The sequence below is a fragment of the Umezawaea sp. genome, assembly GCF_036375055.1.
Classification (GTDB): Bacteria; Actinomycetota; Actinomycetes; order Mycobacteriales; family Pseudonocardiaceae; genus Umezawaea.
On sequence record NZ_DASUSQ010000022.1, the window covers coordinates 1 to 16,104 of the forward strand.

13 protein-coding genes are annotated in these 16,104 nt (G+C 72.0%); 1 reads left to right on the forward strand and 12 read right to left on the reverse strand.

Features of this window, described 5'->3' with window-relative positions; translation table 11 throughout:
* The coding region (locus VFZ92_RS07325; protein WP_330875029.1) for a non-ribosomal peptide synthetase at positions 1 to 981 on the forward strand (981 nt) is incomplete at its 5' end.
* Between the two features lie 53 nt (positions 982 to 1,034).
* Here the strand turns inward: VFZ92_RS07325 and VFZ92_RS07330 are convergent.
* The 12 genes from VFZ92_RS07330 to pabB form a co-directional block, all read right to left on the reverse strand.
* Positions 1,035 to 2,045 (reverse strand): 3-oxoacyl-[acyl-carrier-protein] synthase III C-terminal domain-containing protein, encoded by a 1,011-nt coding sequence (locus tag VFZ92_RS07330; RefSeq protein WP_330875030.1) that lies wholly within the window; start codon positions 2,043 to 2,045, stop codon positions 1,035 to 1,037.
* A gap of 14 nt (positions 2,046 to 2,059) precedes the next feature.
* On the reverse strand, positions 2,060 to 4,132 hold the full coding sequence (locus VFZ92_RS07335) for a 2-oxo acid dehydrogenase subunit E2 (protein ID WP_330875031.1): 2,073 nt from the start codon (positions 4,130 to 4,132) through the stop codon (positions 2,060 to 2,062).
* Positions 4,129 to 4,359: an acyl carrier protein gene (locus VFZ92_RS07340; RefSeq protein WP_330875032.1), complete on the reverse strand. Its 231-nt coding sequence runs from the start codon at positions 4,357 to 4,359 to the stop codon at positions 4,129 to 4,131. The genes VFZ92_RS07335 and VFZ92_RS07340 overlap by 4 nt, the downstream gene beginning before the upstream one ends.
* Positions 4,356 to 5,267 carry a thiamine pyrophosphate-dependent dehydrogenase E1 component subunit alpha gene (locus VFZ92_RS07345; protein WP_330875033.1) on the reverse strand — a complete coding sequence of 304 codons (912 nt, stop codon included), beginning with the start codon at positions 5,265 to 5,267 and terminating at the stop codon, positions 4,356 to 4,358. Before VFZ92_RS07345 ends, VFZ92_RS07340 begins: the two co-directional genes overlap by 4 nt.
* Positions 5,268 to 5,269: 2 nt before the next feature.
* Entirely contained in the window at positions 5,270 to 6,091 is an 822-nt protein-coding gene (locus VFZ92_RS07350) for a DUF5602 domain-containing protein (RefSeq protein WP_330875034.1), read from the reverse strand.
* A 19-nt stretch (positions 6,092 to 6,110) separates the two neighbouring features.
* Positions 6,111 to 6,845, reverse strand: a complete 735-nt coding sequence (locus VFZ92_RS07355; RefSeq protein ID WP_330875035.1) for a class I SAM-dependent methyltransferase — start codon at positions 6,843 to 6,845, stop codon at positions 6,111 to 6,113.
* Positions 6,846 to 6,914: 69 nt separating this feature from the next.
* The gene (locus VFZ92_RS07360; protein ID WP_330875036.1) at positions 6,915 to 8,372 is read right to left on the reverse strand and encodes an FAD-dependent monooxygenase; all 1,458 of its coding nucleotides are present in this window, start codon (positions 8,370 to 8,372) and stop codon (positions 6,915 to 6,917) included.
* A 12-nt stretch (positions 8,373 to 8,384) separates the two neighbouring features.
* The gene (locus VFZ92_RS07365; protein ID WP_330875037.1) at positions 8,385 to 10,196 is read right to left on the reverse strand and encodes an ABC transporter ATP-binding protein; all 1,812 of its coding nucleotides are present in this window, start codon (positions 10,194 to 10,196) and stop codon (positions 8,385 to 8,387) included.
* A complete protein-coding gene (locus VFZ92_RS07370) occupies positions 10,193 to 11,971 on the reverse strand; it encodes an ABC transporter ATP-binding protein (RefSeq protein ID WP_330875038.1) in 1,779 nt (592 codons plus the stop codon). The genes VFZ92_RS07365 and VFZ92_RS07370 overlap by 4 nt, the downstream gene beginning before the upstream one ends.
* Positions 11,968 to 12,408, reverse strand: a complete 441-nt coding sequence (locus VFZ92_RS07375; RefSeq protein WP_330875039.1) for a DoxX family protein — start codon at positions 12,406 to 12,408, stop codon at positions 11,968 to 11,970. Before VFZ92_RS07375 ends, VFZ92_RS07370 begins: the two co-directional genes overlap by 4 nt.
* 29 nt (positions 12,409 to 12,437) lie before the next feature.
* The gene (locus VFZ92_RS07380) at positions 12,438 to 13,904 is read right to left on the reverse strand and encodes a 4-hydroxyphenylacetate 3-hydroxylase family protein (RefSeq protein ID WP_330875040.1); all 1,467 of its coding nucleotides are present in this window, start codon (positions 13,902 to 13,904) and stop codon (positions 12,438 to 12,440) included.
* Positions 13,901 to 15,985: an aminodeoxychorismate synthase component I gene (gene pabB / locus VFZ92_RS07385; RefSeq protein WP_330875041.1), complete on the reverse strand. Its 2,085-nt coding sequence runs from the start codon at positions 15,983 to 15,985 to the stop codon at positions 13,901 to 13,903. The genes VFZ92_RS07380 and pabB overlap by 4 nt, the downstream gene beginning before the upstream one ends.
* Positions 15,986 to 16,104: the final 119 nt, after the last annotated feature.

Below are 16,104 nucleotides of genomic sequence, written 5' to 3' on the forward strand. Positions count from 1 at the left end.
CCGAACGCCCGCACCATGAACCTCGCCGGCGAAGCGCTCTCCCCCGAACTCGTCCGAGAACTCCACCAACACCCCACCATCCGGACCCTGCACAACCTCTACGGGCCCAGCGAGGACACCACCTACTCCACCCACGCCGTCACCGACCCGAGCCACCACCGCACCCCCATCGGCCGCCCCGTCGACGGCACCCGCGCCCACGTCCTCGACGCGACCCTGCGCCCCGTCCCCATCGGCTCGGTGGGCGAGCTGTACCTCGAAGGCCTCGGCATCACCCGCGGCTACCACGACCGCCCCGCACTCACCGCCGAGCGCTACCTGCCCAACCCCCACGGACCAGGACGCCTCTACCGCACCGGAGACCTCGCCCGCTGGCGCACCGACGGACACCTCGACTACCTCGGCCGCACCGACAACCAGGTCAAGATCCGCGGCCACCGCATCGAACCCGGCGAGATCGAAACCGTCCTCAAAGCACACCCGACCGTCACCGACGCGGTCGTCACCGTCAAGGACGACCACCTGATCGCCCACGTCGTCGGCGAGGTCGACCTCGCCGCGCTGCGCGGCAGCCTGCCCCACCACCTCATCCCCCACCAGGTCATCACCCTCGACGCACTGCCGCTGACCCCCAACGGCAAGGTCGACCGCACCGCGCTGCCCGACCCCACCCCGGTGGCGCCGACCCGGTACGAACCACCCACGACGGCGGCCGAGAAGCTGCTCGCCGACATCTGGGCGGAACTGCTGGACCGGGGCGAGATCGGTGTGCACGACAACTTCTTCACCCTCGGCGGGCACTCGCTGCTCGCGAGCCGCATGGTCAGCCGGGTGACCAGCCGCACCGGCGGCTCGCTGGACCTGCGCCTGGTCTTCGACCACCCGACGGTGGCCGAGCTGGCCGTCCACCTCCCACCGCTGCCGGAACAGCCGCGGAGCACCACGATCCCGCGCCTCCAGCGCACCCTGGGCGGCTCCTGACGCACCGCGGCCCTCCGGCCAGGCCGGAGGGCCGCGACGTGGTGGAGCGGGCGCTACCAGGACAGGATCGCGGACGCCCAGTGCATCCCTCGACCGTTCGCGGCCAGCGCCACCAGGTCACCGGCCACCGGCTCACCGGACTCGTGCAGCGAGGCGAGGACGAACAGGTGGTCGGCCGCGCCGAAGTGGCCGTTCTGGGCGGCCCAGCACAGGTTCGTCCGCTCCACCGGCACACCGACCAGGTCCGCCTGCGCGGTCAGCACCCTCGTGTTGTCGTTGAGCAGCACCAGCCACCGCAGGTCCTCCTCGGTGACGCCTGCCCGCTTGCACGCGCGGTGCACGGCCCGCGCGGTGCGGTCGTCGATCTCCTCCGCGAAGGCGGTGCAGCGTTCGGTGTCGTAGTCGAAGTGCGCCATGACGTCCCACGCGTCGCGCACCGCGGGCACGGGCCCGCCGGGCGCGAACGGCTCGGCGGCCCCGCCGGTGTCCATCCGGAAGAAGTCCGCGTAGGCGCCGTCGGTCTCGGCGTGCGAGGCGAGCCAGCGCAGCGACCGGGCTCCGCGGACGGCGACCGCCGCGGCGGCGCCGTCGGAGAACAGCAGCGAGTGGGTGCCGAGGCGGTTCCAGTAGGCCTCGGCCGTGCGGTTCGCGGCGATCACCACCGCCGTCCGGTAGTCCGGGTGGGTGGCGAACCTGCCCGCCAGCGCGTCGAACGCGGTGACGCCGCCGACGCACCCCTGGTCGACCAGCACCGCTTCCGCGCGGCGCAGTCCGAGCCGGTGCGCGACGGCGGCAGCCGCGTCCCAGTACAGGTACTCGGCGATGTCGGTGACCGCGAGGACCAGCAGGTCCACGTCGCGGGCCTGGAGCCCGGCCGCGGCCAGCGCCGCGGTCCCGGCCTCGGCGGCGAGGTCGGTCAGCCCGACGTCGCCGCCCGCCCGGTGCACGTGGTCGTAGCCGTAGCCGAGCACCCGCTCGACGTCCTCGGTGTACTCGGCCACCACCTCCTTGACGGCGACCTTCTCCCCCTTGGCCGTGCCGAACGCGACCAACCCGTACGTCACCGCGACCTCCCTGTTCAACTGCTGACGAGCTTCTCCAGCCGGTCCGGCTTGCGCAGGCAGTCCGCGACGAAGCGCAGGAACCGCACGGCGTCGGCGCCGTTGACGACCCGGTGGTCGTAGGCGAGGCCGAGCACGACGACCGTCGTGGCCACCGGTGCGCCGTCGTCGAGGACGACCTGGCCGCGCAGCCCGCCGACGGAGACCATGCAGAGCTGCGGCCACATCACGATCGGCTGCACGAGCAGCACGTCGTCGTCGGTGTTGAGGGACACGGTGATCGCGCCACCGGTCAGCTCCGCGGCGGCGAACTCGCCGCGCCACGCCTTCATCCGGAAGTCCATCAGGTCGTCCGAGACGTCCACCAGCGACCGGCCCGCGCAGTCGCGCACGACCGGGGTGTAGAGCCCGTGGCCCGCGTCCAGGGTCACGGCGACGTCGGCGGTGTCGGTGAGGGCCACCGTGCGCTCGTCGACCAGGCTGCCGAACAGGTGCCCGAAGTCGGCGTGCGCCAGGCCGACGGCCTTCACGACGGCGTCCGCGACACCGACGTCGGCGCCGCTCTCGTCGGACAGCCGCCGCAGCCGCTCCAGCAGCGCGTCGACCCGGACCTCGATCGCGGTGAACGCGGCCGGGACCTCGCGGTGCGCGCGGGTGACCACGGCGGCCGTGCCCTGCTGGGCGCGGTCGAGCAGGTGGACGTGCGGGCGGGTCGGGGCCCGCTCGGCGTCCGGCGCCGTGCGGACGGCCTCCGTGCGGACGGCCTCCGTGCGGACGGCCTCCGGGGCCGGTCCGGGGCCGCCGATCTCGGCGAGCAGCGCGCCGAACTCCACCTCGGTCCCCGACGGCACGACGATCCGGAGCACGCCTGCGGCGTCCGCGGCGATCTCCTCGACGGCCTTCGACGTCTCCAGCTCCACCAGGGGCGTGCCGGGTTCGACGGTCGCGCCGTCCTCGACCAGCCAGTCCACCACCAGGTAGGTGGCGTCGTTGTTGTTCAGCTTCGGGGCCGTCACCGGGACACCGGACGCGGCCTCGGGCTCCACGACGACCGGTGCCGTCGTGGGCGTGGAGCGGCGCGCGCCCAGTGCGGCGGTGACCGCCTCCACGATGTGCCGCTCCCCCAGCAGCACCCGCTCCTCCAGGTGCCGGGCGGTCGGGATGATCGAGTCGGCCGACGACAGCCGCAGCACGGGCGCGGCCAGCCTGGACCACAGCCGCTCGTGCAGCACGGCGGCGACGTCCGCGCCCCACGTGCCACCGGCGGTGCTCTCCTCCGCGACGACCACGAGCCCGGCGCCCGCCACCAGGTCCAGCACCGGATCGACGTCGAGGGGGTGCAGCAGGCCGGGCACCAGCAGGTGGACCGAGATCCCCCGCGCGCGCAGCGCGTGCGCCGCGGCGACGGCTCGGTGGGCCACGCCGCCGGGGCACAGGAGCACCACGTCGGCGGGCGCGCCGTCGACCGGTGTCACGTGCGCCCAGCCGGGGGCCGCGCCGACGAGGGCGAAGCGGAGGTCGGCGTCGACCACGCCGTCGCGGTAGAGCCGCCGGGTGTAGAGGACCTTGTCCTCGAACAGCATCGACGGCCCGTGGTCCAGCGCGTGCGCGACCAGCGGGTAGGCCTCGTGGAACGGGGTGGTCTCGTACAGCGCCAGGTTGGGGATGCCGATGAAGTGCTTCTGCACGCTCTGGCTGTGCGTCGGGCCGTAGCCGCGGTTGCCGCCGACCGGGCAGCGCAGCAGCACCCGCATCGGCTTGCGCCCGCCGTACATGGTGACGGACTTCGACACGAGGTTGAGCACCTGGTCGAACATGAGCGCGGCGAAGTCGCCGAACATGGCCTCCAGCACCACCTGGTCGCCCGACAGCGCGAGACCTCCCGCCACACCGGCGATCCCGGCCTCGCTCAGCGGCGTCGACAGCACCCGGTCCGGGTGGCTCGTCGAGAGGCCCCTGGTGACCTTGAAGGCCCCGCCGTACGGGTCGACGACGTCCTCGCCGAGCAGGTACAGGTCCGCGCGCTCGTCGAAGAGCCTGTGCAGGGCCGAGTTCAGGCTCTCCACCACGCGGGGCGCGAGCTCGGTCATGGCGTGATCCCCCTGTCCGACAGCACGTCCCGCAGCGCGCGCACCGAACGGCAGGACCGCGCCTCGCGCGGGGTGAGCCGGACGCCGTACGCCTTCTCCACCCCGACCACGATCTCGACGTGCCGCAGGCTGCTCCACGCGGCCGTGGTCGCCGTGCCGGTGTCGTCGTCGACCGCGTCCACGGGCACCCGGAGCACGGTCGCCACCAGGTTGACCAGCTCGCTCATCGGACCGCTCCCGCCTCCGCCAGGTCCGCCCACGTCGAGGGCGGACGCGCCTCCACCTCGGCGACCAGCCGGTCGACCTCGGTCCTGACCCGCTCGTCGACGGCCGTGAACCGCGGGCCGAGCGCGGTGGCCAGCTCCGCGTACCAGTCGGCGGCCCGCAGGGCCTCGACCTCCTGCGCGGAACGGGTGTCGTCGCCCTTGCTGTGCGGTCCGAGCCTGCGGGTGGTGAACTGCACGACCGCGGGCCGGTGCTCGTGCCGGACCCGGTCGACGACCGGGGCCAGCTCGGCGCGGATCGCCGGGATGTCGTGCGTGGTGATCTCGGTGAAGTCCAGGCCGAACGCCCGCACGCGGTCGCCGATGGTGCCCGCCAGCTGCGCGGTGGTCGGTGTGGACTGCGCGATCCCGTTGTGCTCCACCACGACCAGCACCGGCACCCGCCACAGCGCCGCCATGTTGAGCGCCTCGTAGACCGCGCCCTCGCCCCAGGTGCCGTCGCCGATGTAGGCGGCGGCCACCCGGTTCGCGCCGGTGCGCTTGTAGTGCAGGCCCATGCCCACCGCGAGCGGCAGGCTCTGGCCCTGCACCCCGGTGGACAGGAACCCGTCCCGGTGGACGTGCTGGCTGCCGCCGACGCCGGAGCACACCGCCCCGGCCCGGCCCATGATCTCGGCCAGCATCCCCGCGGGATCGCGGAAGTGGGCGAGGTAGTGGCCGTGGCCGCGGTGGTTGCTCAGCACGAAGTCGCCGTCGAGCAGCGGCGCCAGCGCCACCGGGACGTACTCCTGACCGAGGCACGTGTGGGTCGTGCCGTTGACCTTGCCCTCGCCGAACACGCGGAGCAGCGCCAGCTCGAAGTGCCGGATGCCGACCAGCAGTTCCACGTCCCCGTCGGACAAGGCGTCCATCGTCAGGACGCCTGTCGCTTCACCATGCGGCCGATGGAGACCACGTACTCGTCGGTCGGCTGGTCGTAGCGGATGGTGTAGTCGGTCGGGTAGTAGCCGTCGAACTGCACGGCGGCGGGCTGCTTGACCGGCGCGGTGACGTCCGGCTTGGTCAGCAGGAACTTCCGGGTGGCCAGCGGCTCCAGGAAGATCTGCTTGCCGTCCCACGACCCGTGCACGAACACCTCGGTGAACTCCGGCTTGCCGGGGCCGAACTCGCGGTTCTTGTCGAGCCAGTGCAGGCCCATGCCGGGCACGGTCTTCTCGACCGGGTCGCCGGGTTCGGCGATGTAGTCGACCGCCACGTACTTCGGGTCCAGCAGCTTGTTCGCCTTCGCGGGCTGACCCTTCGGGTCGATGGTCGCCATCGCCTCGTTGGCGTCGATCGTGTAGAAGTGGAACGCGATCTGCGGCTCGCCGAACAGCTCGGCGGGCTTGCGGCCCTTGGGGTACCAGTTCACCATCGCGTTCTTCACGACGGTCGGGCCCGCCTCGTCCGGGAAGCTGACCATCCAGTGCGACGGCGCCTCGCCCTGCGGCAGGCCGTCCAGCGCCGCGGCGGTCAGCCGGATGCCCATCTCGGTGGGGTTGCCGGACTTGTCGATGGTGACGTAGGGCTTCATCATGCCGAGCCCGAGCGCCACGGTGTCGCCGAGGACCGTCATGTCCCCGTTCTCCGCGGTGCTGGCCCTGCTGGGCGCGCACCCCGCGATCCCCGCCGCGGCGGTGCCGACCGCGAGGATCATCGCGAGGCCGCGGCGTGCTCGTCTGCGTGACGTGGTCATTGACGCTGTCCCTTCCAGCTCAGTTGGTGCCGTAGACGGAGATGTGGCGCAGGTCGCCCGGCGTGTAGTCGGCCTTCTCCCAGTCGGAGTACCGCTCCAGCAGCCGCAGTCCCGCCTCGTCCGCCATCTCGTCGAGCTCGACGGCGGTGTAGTACCGGAACTTGACCGGGTAGAGCTGGATCCCGTGGGGCGTGAGCAGGACGTTCTGGATGCTGAGCACCTGCTCGTCCGGCTCGCGCATCGCCGCGCTGAGCACCACGTGGGTGACGTCGAGCAGCGACGTCGTGACGTACTGGTCGTGGGTGAAGCGGGTGTCGTCGACCTCCATCGACTCCACCACGAGACGGCCACCGGGGGCGAGCTGCTTGCGCGCGGACTGGAGGAACCGCCGCTGCGCGTCGGCGCGCAGGAGCGAGCCGAACGTGCCCTGGGCGAGGTACACCAGCGAGAACTGCCTGCCGAAGTCGACGTCGTTCATGTCGCCCACCTCGACGGTCACCTTGTCGGCGCCCGGCTTGGCCCTGAGCTGGTCGACCATCTCCTTGCTGATGTCCACGCCGTAGAGCTCGACGCCCGACTCCGCCAGGGGGATCCCGATGCGGCCGGTGCCGATGCCCGGCTCCAGCACCGGGCCGTCGCCGACGTAGCCGCGCAGGAAGCCGACGATGCCCGCGACCTCCTGGGGGTCGTCGTTGACGATGTCGAACACCGCAGCGATCGCGTTGCCGTACGACTCCGCGGAATAGTTCTGCATGATGCTGCGTCCCCTAACGTTTCGGTGGCTCTGCGTTTCCCGTACCCACGAGTGTTCGCGGGGGGACTCTCAGACCTCTCTCGACGCGTACCGCCGCGCGGGCTCGCCGCACCAGCGGCGCAGCGCCGCGTCCAGCTCGGGTCCGGCGGCCCCACCGGCCCACGCGACGTGGCCGTCGGGGCGCACCAGCACCACGGGGGGACAGCGCCTGGCGAGGGGTTCGGTCAGCCGCACCGCGTTCACCCGGTCCGCCCACGGCCCGGCCTCCGCGCCGATCAGCACGAAACGACCGTCCCGGAAGGACTCGAACAGCCGTCCGCCGGTCACCGGCCGGTCCGGCACCCGCCGCCCGACCCACGAACCCCGCCCGTCGCCGGGGTAGCGCAGGGTGAGCCCGGCGAGGTGCTCCAGGTTCATCCGCTGCAACGCCTTGACGCGCACCAGCTTCATCACCGCCCACCTGATCAGCCTGGCGCCCGCGCCGTTCGACGTCTCGAAGCGGAACGAGAGGTCGGTCTTGCGCAGCGTCTCGGCGGCGATCGGGTACCGCTCGGCCTCGTAGCTGTCGAGCAGTCCCGGCGGCGCCCAGCCCTCGATCTCGGCGCGCAGCTTCCAGCCGAGGTTGAACGCGTCCTGGATGCCGGTCTGCAACCCCTGGCCGCCCGACGGGATGTGCGTGTGCGCGGCGTCCCCCGCGAGCAGCACGCGGCCGACGCGGTAGCTCTTGGCGTGCCGCTGGGAGCTGCGGAACCGGGACAGCCACACGGGGTCGTGCGGTTCCACGTCCATCCCCAGTATGGCCGTGCAGCTCTCCCGCAGGTCCTCAAGCGGGAGCGGGAGGTCCGCGGGCAGCTTCATCTTCTCGTGGTCGAAGACGATCACCCGGAACGTGTCGTCGCGGAACGGGAACACCGCGACCATGCCGCGCTTGGTGATCCGCGCGAACGCGGGCGGCGACGGCGGGTTCCCGAGCCTGCAATCGCCCATGATCACGGAGTCGTCGTAGTTCCAGCCGTCGAAGTCCACGCCGATCGCGGCGCGGACGGTGCTGTTGACCCCGTCGCAGCCCACCAGGTAGTCGGCGCGTTCGACCGCGGTCGTGCCGTCCGCGCCGCGCACGTCGACCTCGACGCCCGTGTCGTCCTGCCGGAGCCCGACGACCTCGACACCGGTGCGCAGCACGGCGCCCGCCCTCACCGCGGCGTCCTGGAGCACGCCCTCGGTGCGGTGCTGCGGGATGATGAGGCTGTAGGGGAAGCGGGTGTCGAGCAGGCCGTAGTCCAGGTAGCCCGTCTCGTCGCCGACCGGCGGGTTCGGGCACGGCCTCCCGTGCTCCAGCACCCCCTCCACCCGGCCCCGCATGTCCAGCAGCTCCATCGTCCGGGGCTCCATGGTGAACGCGCGCGACAGCTCCGCGCGCGTGCCCCGCTTCTCCAGGACGTGGCAGTCGATCCCGGCCTCGGCCAGTTCCGCGGCCAGCGCGAGGCCGGTGGGCCCCGCGCCGACGACGATCACCCGTGGCGACAACGCGATCACTCCTTAGGCTGTGGGGGTCCGGTAGTGCATCCGCATGTCCGCGGACGACTCCAGCAGGTCGGCGAGCGGGCCCGCCGCGATCACGCGGCCGTCCTTGAGCAGCAGCACCTGGTCGGCGCGCTCCAGCACCGCGGGCCGGTGGGAGACCGCGAGGCACGTGGTGGACGTCGCGAAGATGCGCCGCCACAGCTCCTGCTCGGTCTCCACGTCCAGCGCGCTGGACAGGTCGTCCATCACCAGCAGGGACGGTTCCCGCGCGAACATCCGCGCGGCGGCGGTGCGCTGGACCTGGCCGCCGGACAGCCGCACCCCGCGCACGCCGATCTCCGTCTCCAGACCGTCGTCGAGGCGCTCCAGGTCGGGGCCGAGCACGGCGGTGTGCACCGCGCGGTCGACCCGGCCGTCGTCGGGCAGGCCGAGCAGGACGTTCTCCCTGATCGTCCCGGACAGCAGCGTCGGGTTCTGCGGCGTGTACGCCACCCGCGGCGGCACCATGAAGTCGCCGGGGTCGTCGACCCGCTCGCCGTTCCAGCGGATCTCGCCGTCCTGCACGGAGTACAGGCCGAGCACGCCGCGCAGCAGCGTCGTCTTCCCGGACCCGACCTCCCCGGTCACCACCGTCACGGTGCCCGGTCTGATCGTCAGCGACACGTCGCGCACCCCGCGTCCGGAGCCGGGGAAAACGTGGGTCAGCGACCGGACCTCCAGCTCCCGCAGCGGTTCCACCACCGGGAGGGGGTCCGCCGGCGGCGGCTCCGCCTTCAGGTGCAGGGGGTGGTGGTCGACCAGCGTCATCGGCGGGGCGCCCTGGAGCAGGTCCGCCGCGCGCACGAACGACACCCCGGACTGCTGGTAGGTGCGGACCAGGTAGCCCATGAAGTACGTGTACTCGGCGACCTGCATCAGGTAGGTCGCGAAGAGCACGAAGTCGCCGGTGGTGAAGTCGCCGGACCGCATCTGGCCCGCCGCCACCAGCAGGACGAGACCGGCGCCGAGGCTCGCGGTGCTGTTGAACACCGAGTCGATCGCGAGGCTCTGCACCTTGTCGCGGATCATCGCGGTCTTGCGCACCCGGTTGTCGCCGCGCAGCCGCTCGACGACCTCGTCCTTCTTGTCCGCCGCCTTGATCGCGCGGACCGCGACCACGATCTCACCGATGGTGCCGGTGACCCGCGCCGTCGCCTCGCGGCTCTGCTCGCGGACCCGGTACGCCCGCGCCCTGGCGAACTGCGCCAGCGCCAGCACGACCGCGAGCGGCACCATGACGATGACGGTGATCGTGACGTCGACGGTGAGCAGGATGGCGAGGCCGCCGACGGCGAAGATGATGCCCGCCAGCATGTCGAAGCCCCAGCCGCCCATGAGCGCGATGGCGTCGCTGTCGTCGCGGACCGTCGAGATGCTCTCGCCGACGGTCTTCGGCATCGCCTGCGCCCCCGGCAGCTTGAACACGCGGTCGAGCAGGTTGCGCTGCACCAGGCCGCGCGCCCGCAGGTACCAGCCCGCCCAGGCGACGGTGGCGCCGATGATGGCCGTGCACCGGGCGAGCCCACCCGCGACGATGATCGCCACGACCGTCCACACGGTGGTGCCCGGCGCCGCCCGCCCCTCCAGGACGTCGAACAGCAGCTTGCCCAGCACGCCGGGCAGCAGCGGCCACAGGTGGAACACCACCCACCCGGCCGCGGCCAGCAGGTAGCGCCACGGGCTGTAGGTGATCAGCCGCCAGAGGAACGCGAGCGTCGGCGGGATCGCCGCCCTGTCCTTCGCGGCCCTGTCCTTCGTGGACCGCGCCCTCGTCGTCGTCCGGCTCATCGCAGCACCTGCCCGATGCGGTGGAGCTCGGCGAGCCGGGACCCCGGATCGCCGAGCAGGTCGGAGGTGGCGCCGCTCTCGACGACGGCGCCGCGGTCCAGCACGAGCACGCGGTCGGCGCGCAGGATGGTGTCCAGCCGGTGCGCGATGACGATCGCGGTGCGGCCCGCGAGCATCCGGTCCAGCGCACGTTCGAGCATCGCCTCGGTGACCAGGTCGAGCTTGCTCGACGGCTCGTCGAGGATGATCAGACCGGGATCCTTGAGGAACACCCTCGCGAGGGCGAGCAGCTGCGCCTGCCCCGCGGACAGGGTGCTCGGCGAGATCCGCGACGACAGCCCGTCGGGCAGCGTGGCGAGCCACGGCCGCAGCTCCAGCTCGTCCATGATCGCGAGCAGCCGGTCGTCGTCGACGGTGGTGTCGAAGAAGGTCAGGTTGTCGCGCAGGGAGGCGTCGAACACCTGGACGTCCTGCGTGACGAGCCCGACCTGGCTGCGCAGCGAGGTGAGCGTGGCCTCGCGGACGTCGACCCCGCCGAGCAGCACCCGGCCCTCGACCGGGTCGTACATCCGCGACAGCAGGTGCGCGACGGTGCTCTTGCCCGCGCCGGTGCGCCCGACCAGGCCGAGGGTCTCCCCCGGCGCCACGTCGAACGACAGACCCTCCACGACCTTCTCGCGCTCGGCCCCGTCGGTGGAGTAGCCGAACCCCACGTGCTCGAAGCGCACGGACAGCGCCCCGCGCGGCAGCGGTTCCGTGCCGTCGACCACGGTGGACCGGTGGCCGAACAGCTCGGCGATGCGGCGGATCGCGGCGCCGGCCTGCTGGAGGTTCTGCACCTGGAGGCGCAGCACCTCGATGGGCGTGGTCAGCATCGTCGCGTACGCGACGACGAGGTAGACGCCGGAGAACGAGATGGTCCCGTTGCGGTAGAAGATCCCGCCGTAGCCGAAGGCGAACGCCATGCAGGCGGTGAACACCAGCGACAGCACCACCCAGATCGCGCTGCCCCAGCCCTCGGCGCGGACCTTCACCGGCAGCCACGCCCTGAGGTGGCGGTGGAACCGCGCCAGCGCGTGACCGGTGGCGGCGGACGAGCGCAGGTCCTCGGTCGCGCGCACGGACTCGCTGACGTAGCCGAAGAACCGGGCGCTCTGCTCGCGGTCGTCCTCCCACTTGACCGTGGCGACGGCGGCGACCTTGGCCAGCCCGTACAACCCGACCAGCGTCACCGCGGCGAACGTCAGCCCGATGCGCCAGTCCAGGAACGTCAGCGCGGTCAGGATGCCGATCACCAGCAGCACGCTGCCGACGAGGTGCACGATCAGGCTGGAGAAGAACTCGGCGACCTGGTTCACGTCGCCGTCGATCCGCTCGATCAGCTCACCGGGCGAGCGCGACTCGTGGAAGCTCAGGTCGAGGTCCAGGACGTGCGCGGCGAGGTCCTCCCGTGCGGCGTTGGTCGCCGTCCACGAGACCCGCTCGCTCGCGTACGCGGCGATGACCCTGCCGACCTGCCGGAACGCGGCCACCCCGAGGAACAGCAGCGCGATGGCGACGAGCGCGCTCTCCGGGCGGCCGAGCTGGACGGACTCGATGAAGTGCGCGACGATCCGCGGCTCGGCGATCTCCAGGAGGATGGAGAGCACCAGCAGCACGATCATCACCACGACGCTCGCGCGCTGCGGCCCGAGGTAGGCGCGCAGCAGCGACAGGTGGGTGACGGGGCCCGCCCCCGGCCGCCAGGAGCGGCGGCCGGGTACCGGACCGCTCACGGCCGCCTGCGCTGCCGGAGCACGGCGTCCAGCGCGAACGAACCGGGGCCGAACACGGCGATGAGCAGGAAGATCCAGCTGAACATCGCGGCCAGCTCACCGCCGTTGGCCAGCGGCCACAGCCCGCCCATCGGGACGTGCACGACGAAGTAGGCGAACGCCATCGCACCCGAGGCGAGCACGGCGGCGGGCCTGGTGAACAGGCCGAGCAGCACGAGGACGCCGGTGACGAAGGGGATCGCCGATCCCCAGAAGTCCGGCCACGTCGGGAACGAGACCGAGCCGCCCTGGCCGTCGATGCCGCCGAAGGCGCCGAACAGGCCCATGCAGCCGTGCAGGATGAACAGGAACGACATGACCACCCGGAACCCGGCGAGCATCCGGCTCTGGGACGTGGTCGTGGTGCCGGTGACTGGCCGGACTTCGGTGGCGGTCATCGCGGTGTCCTCTCGGGTAGGGGGTGGTGTCACAGGTCGTCGAGGCCGTAGCCGTCGAGGCACCGGCGTGCCAGCGCCGCGTACGCGTCGGGGTCGCCCTCGCGGACGATCGTGGGGAGGTAGACGTGCGGCGAGCCGTGGTAGAAGCGCTCGTACTGGTCGTGGCGTCCGGCGAACTCGCTGCCGAGCGCGTCCCACGCGAGCTTGAGCAGCTTGATCCGCGACTCGGAGTCGTGGCCGGGCGAGCGGACGTACTTCGCCAGCAGCGCGGCCACCTCCGGGTGCCGCAGGTCCCGGAAGGACGACGGGAGCTGGATCAGCCCTCCGCCCGCGAGGAGCTTGATCTCGGCGAGCACCCTGGGGTACAGGTCGGGGCCGACGGCCAGCTGCGCGCACGACATCTCGCGGCTGGGCATCACCGCGCCACCACCACCCGGCACCGGCTCCGCGCCGTCCTCGATGGCGACCGCGATGGCCTTCGCGGTGTTGAGCCACGTCATGAGCTTGCCGATCTGCATCCGCACCGGCGGCAGGTCGTAGGTGTTGTTGGCCCGCGCCACCAGGATCGCGACGCCGGTGAGGAATTCGAGCTTGGTCCACAGGCGGATGGCGCCGTGGTGCACGAAGCTGACGAACGCGGGCGTCCTCCAGAACTGCTGGTGGCACTTGTCCGGCTCGCGGTAGACGAAGACCCGTTCCCACGGCACGAAGACGTCGTCGAACACCACCAGTGCGTCGTTCTCGTCGAACCGGCTGGAGAGCGGGTAGTCGAACACGCTCGTCGCGCGGGCCTCGTAGGACGTGCGGCTGACGAACTTCACGCCGGGTGTGGCGACCTGGACGGAGAAGCTGAGCGCGTAGTCGGCCTCGGCGGGCGACATCCGCTGGGTGACGCCGACCAGGATCTCGTCGGCGAACGCGGCGGCGGTGCCGATCATCTTGGCGCCCCGCACCACGATCCCGTCGCCGCGCTCGGAGACGACCCGCAGGCACAGGTCGTCCTCCTCCTGCTCCGACGGCGGCTTGGTGCGGTCGATCTGGGGGTTCACCAGGGTGTGCGCCTGGTAGAGGTCGTTCTCGGCCATCCGCCGCCAGTGCGCGACCACGTTGGCGGAGCCGTCGAACTCGCCGCCCGCGAAGACCTCCGGCACGGTCGCGAAGCCCGCGACCGCGGACGCCATGTAGTCCGGCGAGCGGCCGAAGAAGCCGAACGTCGCCTCGGACCACACCTTGAACGCCCTGCCCTTGGCCCGCAGCTCGTCCTTCGAGGTCGGGATCAGGTGCGCCCTCAGCACCTTCTCGGTCGACCCCGGCAGCGGCGCGGTGAGCACGTCCTCGTACCGCTCGTCGTGGGTGAGGTCGTACAGGCCCGCGATCGAGCCGAGCGACCGGCGGAAGGCCGGGTGCGTCGTCACGTCGTCGACCTGCTCGCCGTCCAGCCAGATCACCCGGCCGTCCCGCAGCGATTCGAGGTACTCCTTGCCGGTGCGCGTCATCGCGGTGTCTCCATCAGGTGAGGTAGCGGGGCCACCCGGCTGAGGTCGACGCCGAGTCCGCGCATCGGGGCGCGCGCCTTGAGCAGCATCTCGTCGAACTCGTCGGACGGGTCGGAGTCGAGCACGATCGCGCCGCCCGCGCCGATGCACAGGTTCTCCCCGTCGGAGACGGCGGTGCGGATGACGATGTTGAGGTCGGCGGTGCCGTCGCGGTCGAGGAAGCCGATGGAGCCGGAGAAGATGCCGCGCGGCGTGCTCTCCAGCTGGTCGAGGATCTCCATCGTGCGCAGCTTCGGCGCGCCGGTCATCGAGCCGCCGGGGAAGCACGCCCGCACGCAGGCGATGGTGTCGACGTCCTCGCGCAGGGTTCCGCGCACGGTGGACACGAGCTGGTGGACCGTCGCGTAGCTCTCGACCGCCATGTACCGGGGCACGTGCACGGAGCCGATCTCGCAGACCCGGCCGAGGTCGTTGCGCAGCAGGTCGACGATCATCAGGTTCTCGGCGCGGACCTTGGGGTCCTCGGTCAGGCTCGCGCGCGACCGCTCGTCCTGCTCCGGGTCGGCGCCGCGCGCCGAGGTCCCCTTGATGGGCTTGGACTCCACCGTCCGGTCGCGGCCGACGCGCAGGAACCGCTCGGGCGAGGAGCACAGCACCGTGATCCCGCCCAGGCGCAGGAAAGCGGCCTGCGGCGCGGGGTTCGTGCGGCGCTGCACCAGGTACAGCTCCAGCGGGTCGACGTCGAGCGGCAGGGTGGTGCGGGTGGTCAGGCAGATCTCGTAGCTCTCCCCCGCGTGCAACTGGTGCCTGCACGCCTCGACGTTGTCGAGGTAGTCCTGCCGGTGCCGCAGCAGTCCGGGACCGGGGTCGTAGTCGAGGTCGAACGGCTGCCGGGTCTCCGGCAGCGGCACCACGTCGGCGAGCCTGCTCTCGGCGTCGTCGAGCCACAGCTCGGCGGTCGGGTCGTCGGCGCGGCGCGCCAACGCGATCAGGTGGGTGCGGCGCAGCTCGTGGTCGACGACCACGAGCCGGGTGGTCGACATCCACACGGCGTCCGGGGTGGTCGAGCGGTGCCGGTTCGGCGACCCCAGCTCGCCCTTCAGCTCGTAGCCGAAGTAGCCGACGTAGCCGGACGTGAGGTCGAACGGCAGGTCGGGAACACCGTCCACGGGTTCGGCGAGCCGGGCGCGCAGCACGTCGAACACCGACCCGCCCTCGTCGCCGACGCGGTAGGTCAGCACCTCGCCGGACGGCCCCTCCGGCGCGCCGAGGAAGGAGAAGCGCGACAGGCCGGGCTCGACGCGGCTGCTGTCCAGCCAGAACGCGTGGTCGAGGTGGGCGAACAGCTCCGTGAACGCGCCCGCCGTGTCGACCTCCCGGTCGATCTCGCGGTGGCGCAGGCGCCAGCGCGCCGCCTCCGGAGCCACTCGCGCGGCGGGCACGGGCCGCGACACGGGTAGCACGAGGGGTGTGCCGAGCGCCTTCCCCTGTTCCGCCAGCGTCTTCGCCGCGACCCTGCCGAAGTTCTCGATCAGGGCGGCGCCGTGCTCGGAGGCGATGGACTCGGGGTGGAACTGCACGCCCCACATCGGCCGGTCGCGGTGCCGCAGGCCCATCAGCACGCCGTCCTCGGCCCACGCCGTCGGCTCCAGCACCGCGGGCAGGTCCTGGGCGGGCACGCACAGCGAGTGGTAGCGCACGGCCACGAAGTCCTGCGGCAGCCCGTCGAACAGACCCGCCCCGTTGTGCCGCACGCGCGTCAGGTGCCCGTGCCGCGGCTGGGGCGCGCCCACCACGTCGGCGCCCGCGAGCAGGGCGATGGCCTGGTGGCCGAGGCACACGCCCAGCAGCGGGACGTTCGTGTGCCGCAGCAGGTCCCGCACCGCGCCGAGGTCCCGCTCGCGGCCGGGGTGCCCCGGACCGGGCGAGACCACGACCGCGTCGAAGTCGTCGACCGCGAGCGTCGCCCAGCGCGCGTCGTCGTTGGTCACCACCACCGGGGGCGTGCCGTAAACGCCGGCCATCAACTGGAAGAGGTTGTAGGTGTACGAATCGTGGTTGTCGATGAGCAGCGTGCGCATACAACCCCCATTTCAGCCTGGTTATCGGCGTGCCACCTTGGGCAGTAAATTGGAGGCGCGCACGCGGGAACAAGACCGCAAGAGCGTCGTGAGAGCAGCGCAAGACCCTTTCGAATGCG

Coding starts and splice junctions, on each gene's coding strand:
- pabB (WP_330875041.1), bottom strand. CDS start 15,985: ATGCGCACGCTGCTCATCGACAACCACGATTCGTACACCTACAACCTC.
- VFZ92_RS07335 (WP_330875031.1), bottom strand. CDS start 4,132: ATGACCGAGCTCGCGCCCCGCGTGGTGGAGAGCCTGAACTCGGCCCTG.
- VFZ92_RS07380 (WP_330875040.1), bottom strand. CDS start 13,904: ATGACGCGCACCGGCAAGGAGTACCTCGAATCGCTGCGGGACGGCCGG.
- VFZ92_RS07365 (WP_330875037.1), bottom strand. CDS start 10,196: ATGAGCCGGACGACGACGAGGGCGCGGTCCACGAAGGACAGGGCCGCG.
- VFZ92_RS07350 (WP_330875034.1), bottom strand. CDS start 6,091: ATGACCACGTCACGCAGACGAGCACGCCGCGGCCTCGCGATGATCCTC.
- VFZ92_RS07345 (WP_330875033.1), bottom strand. CDS start 5,267: ATGGACGCCTTGTCCGACGGGGACGTGGAACTGCTGGTCGGCATCCGG.
- VFZ92_RS07375 (WP_330875039.1), bottom strand. CDS start 12,408: ATGACCGCCACCGAAGTCCGGCCAGTCACCGGCACCACGACCACGTCC.
- VFZ92_RS07340 (WP_330875032.1), bottom strand. CDS start 4,359: ATGAGCGAGCTGGTCAACCTGGTGGCGACCGTGCTCCGGGTGCCCGTG.
- VFZ92_RS07355 (WP_330875035.1), bottom strand. CDS start 6,845: ATGCAGAACTATTCCGCGGAGTCGTACGGCAACGCGATCGCTGCGGTG.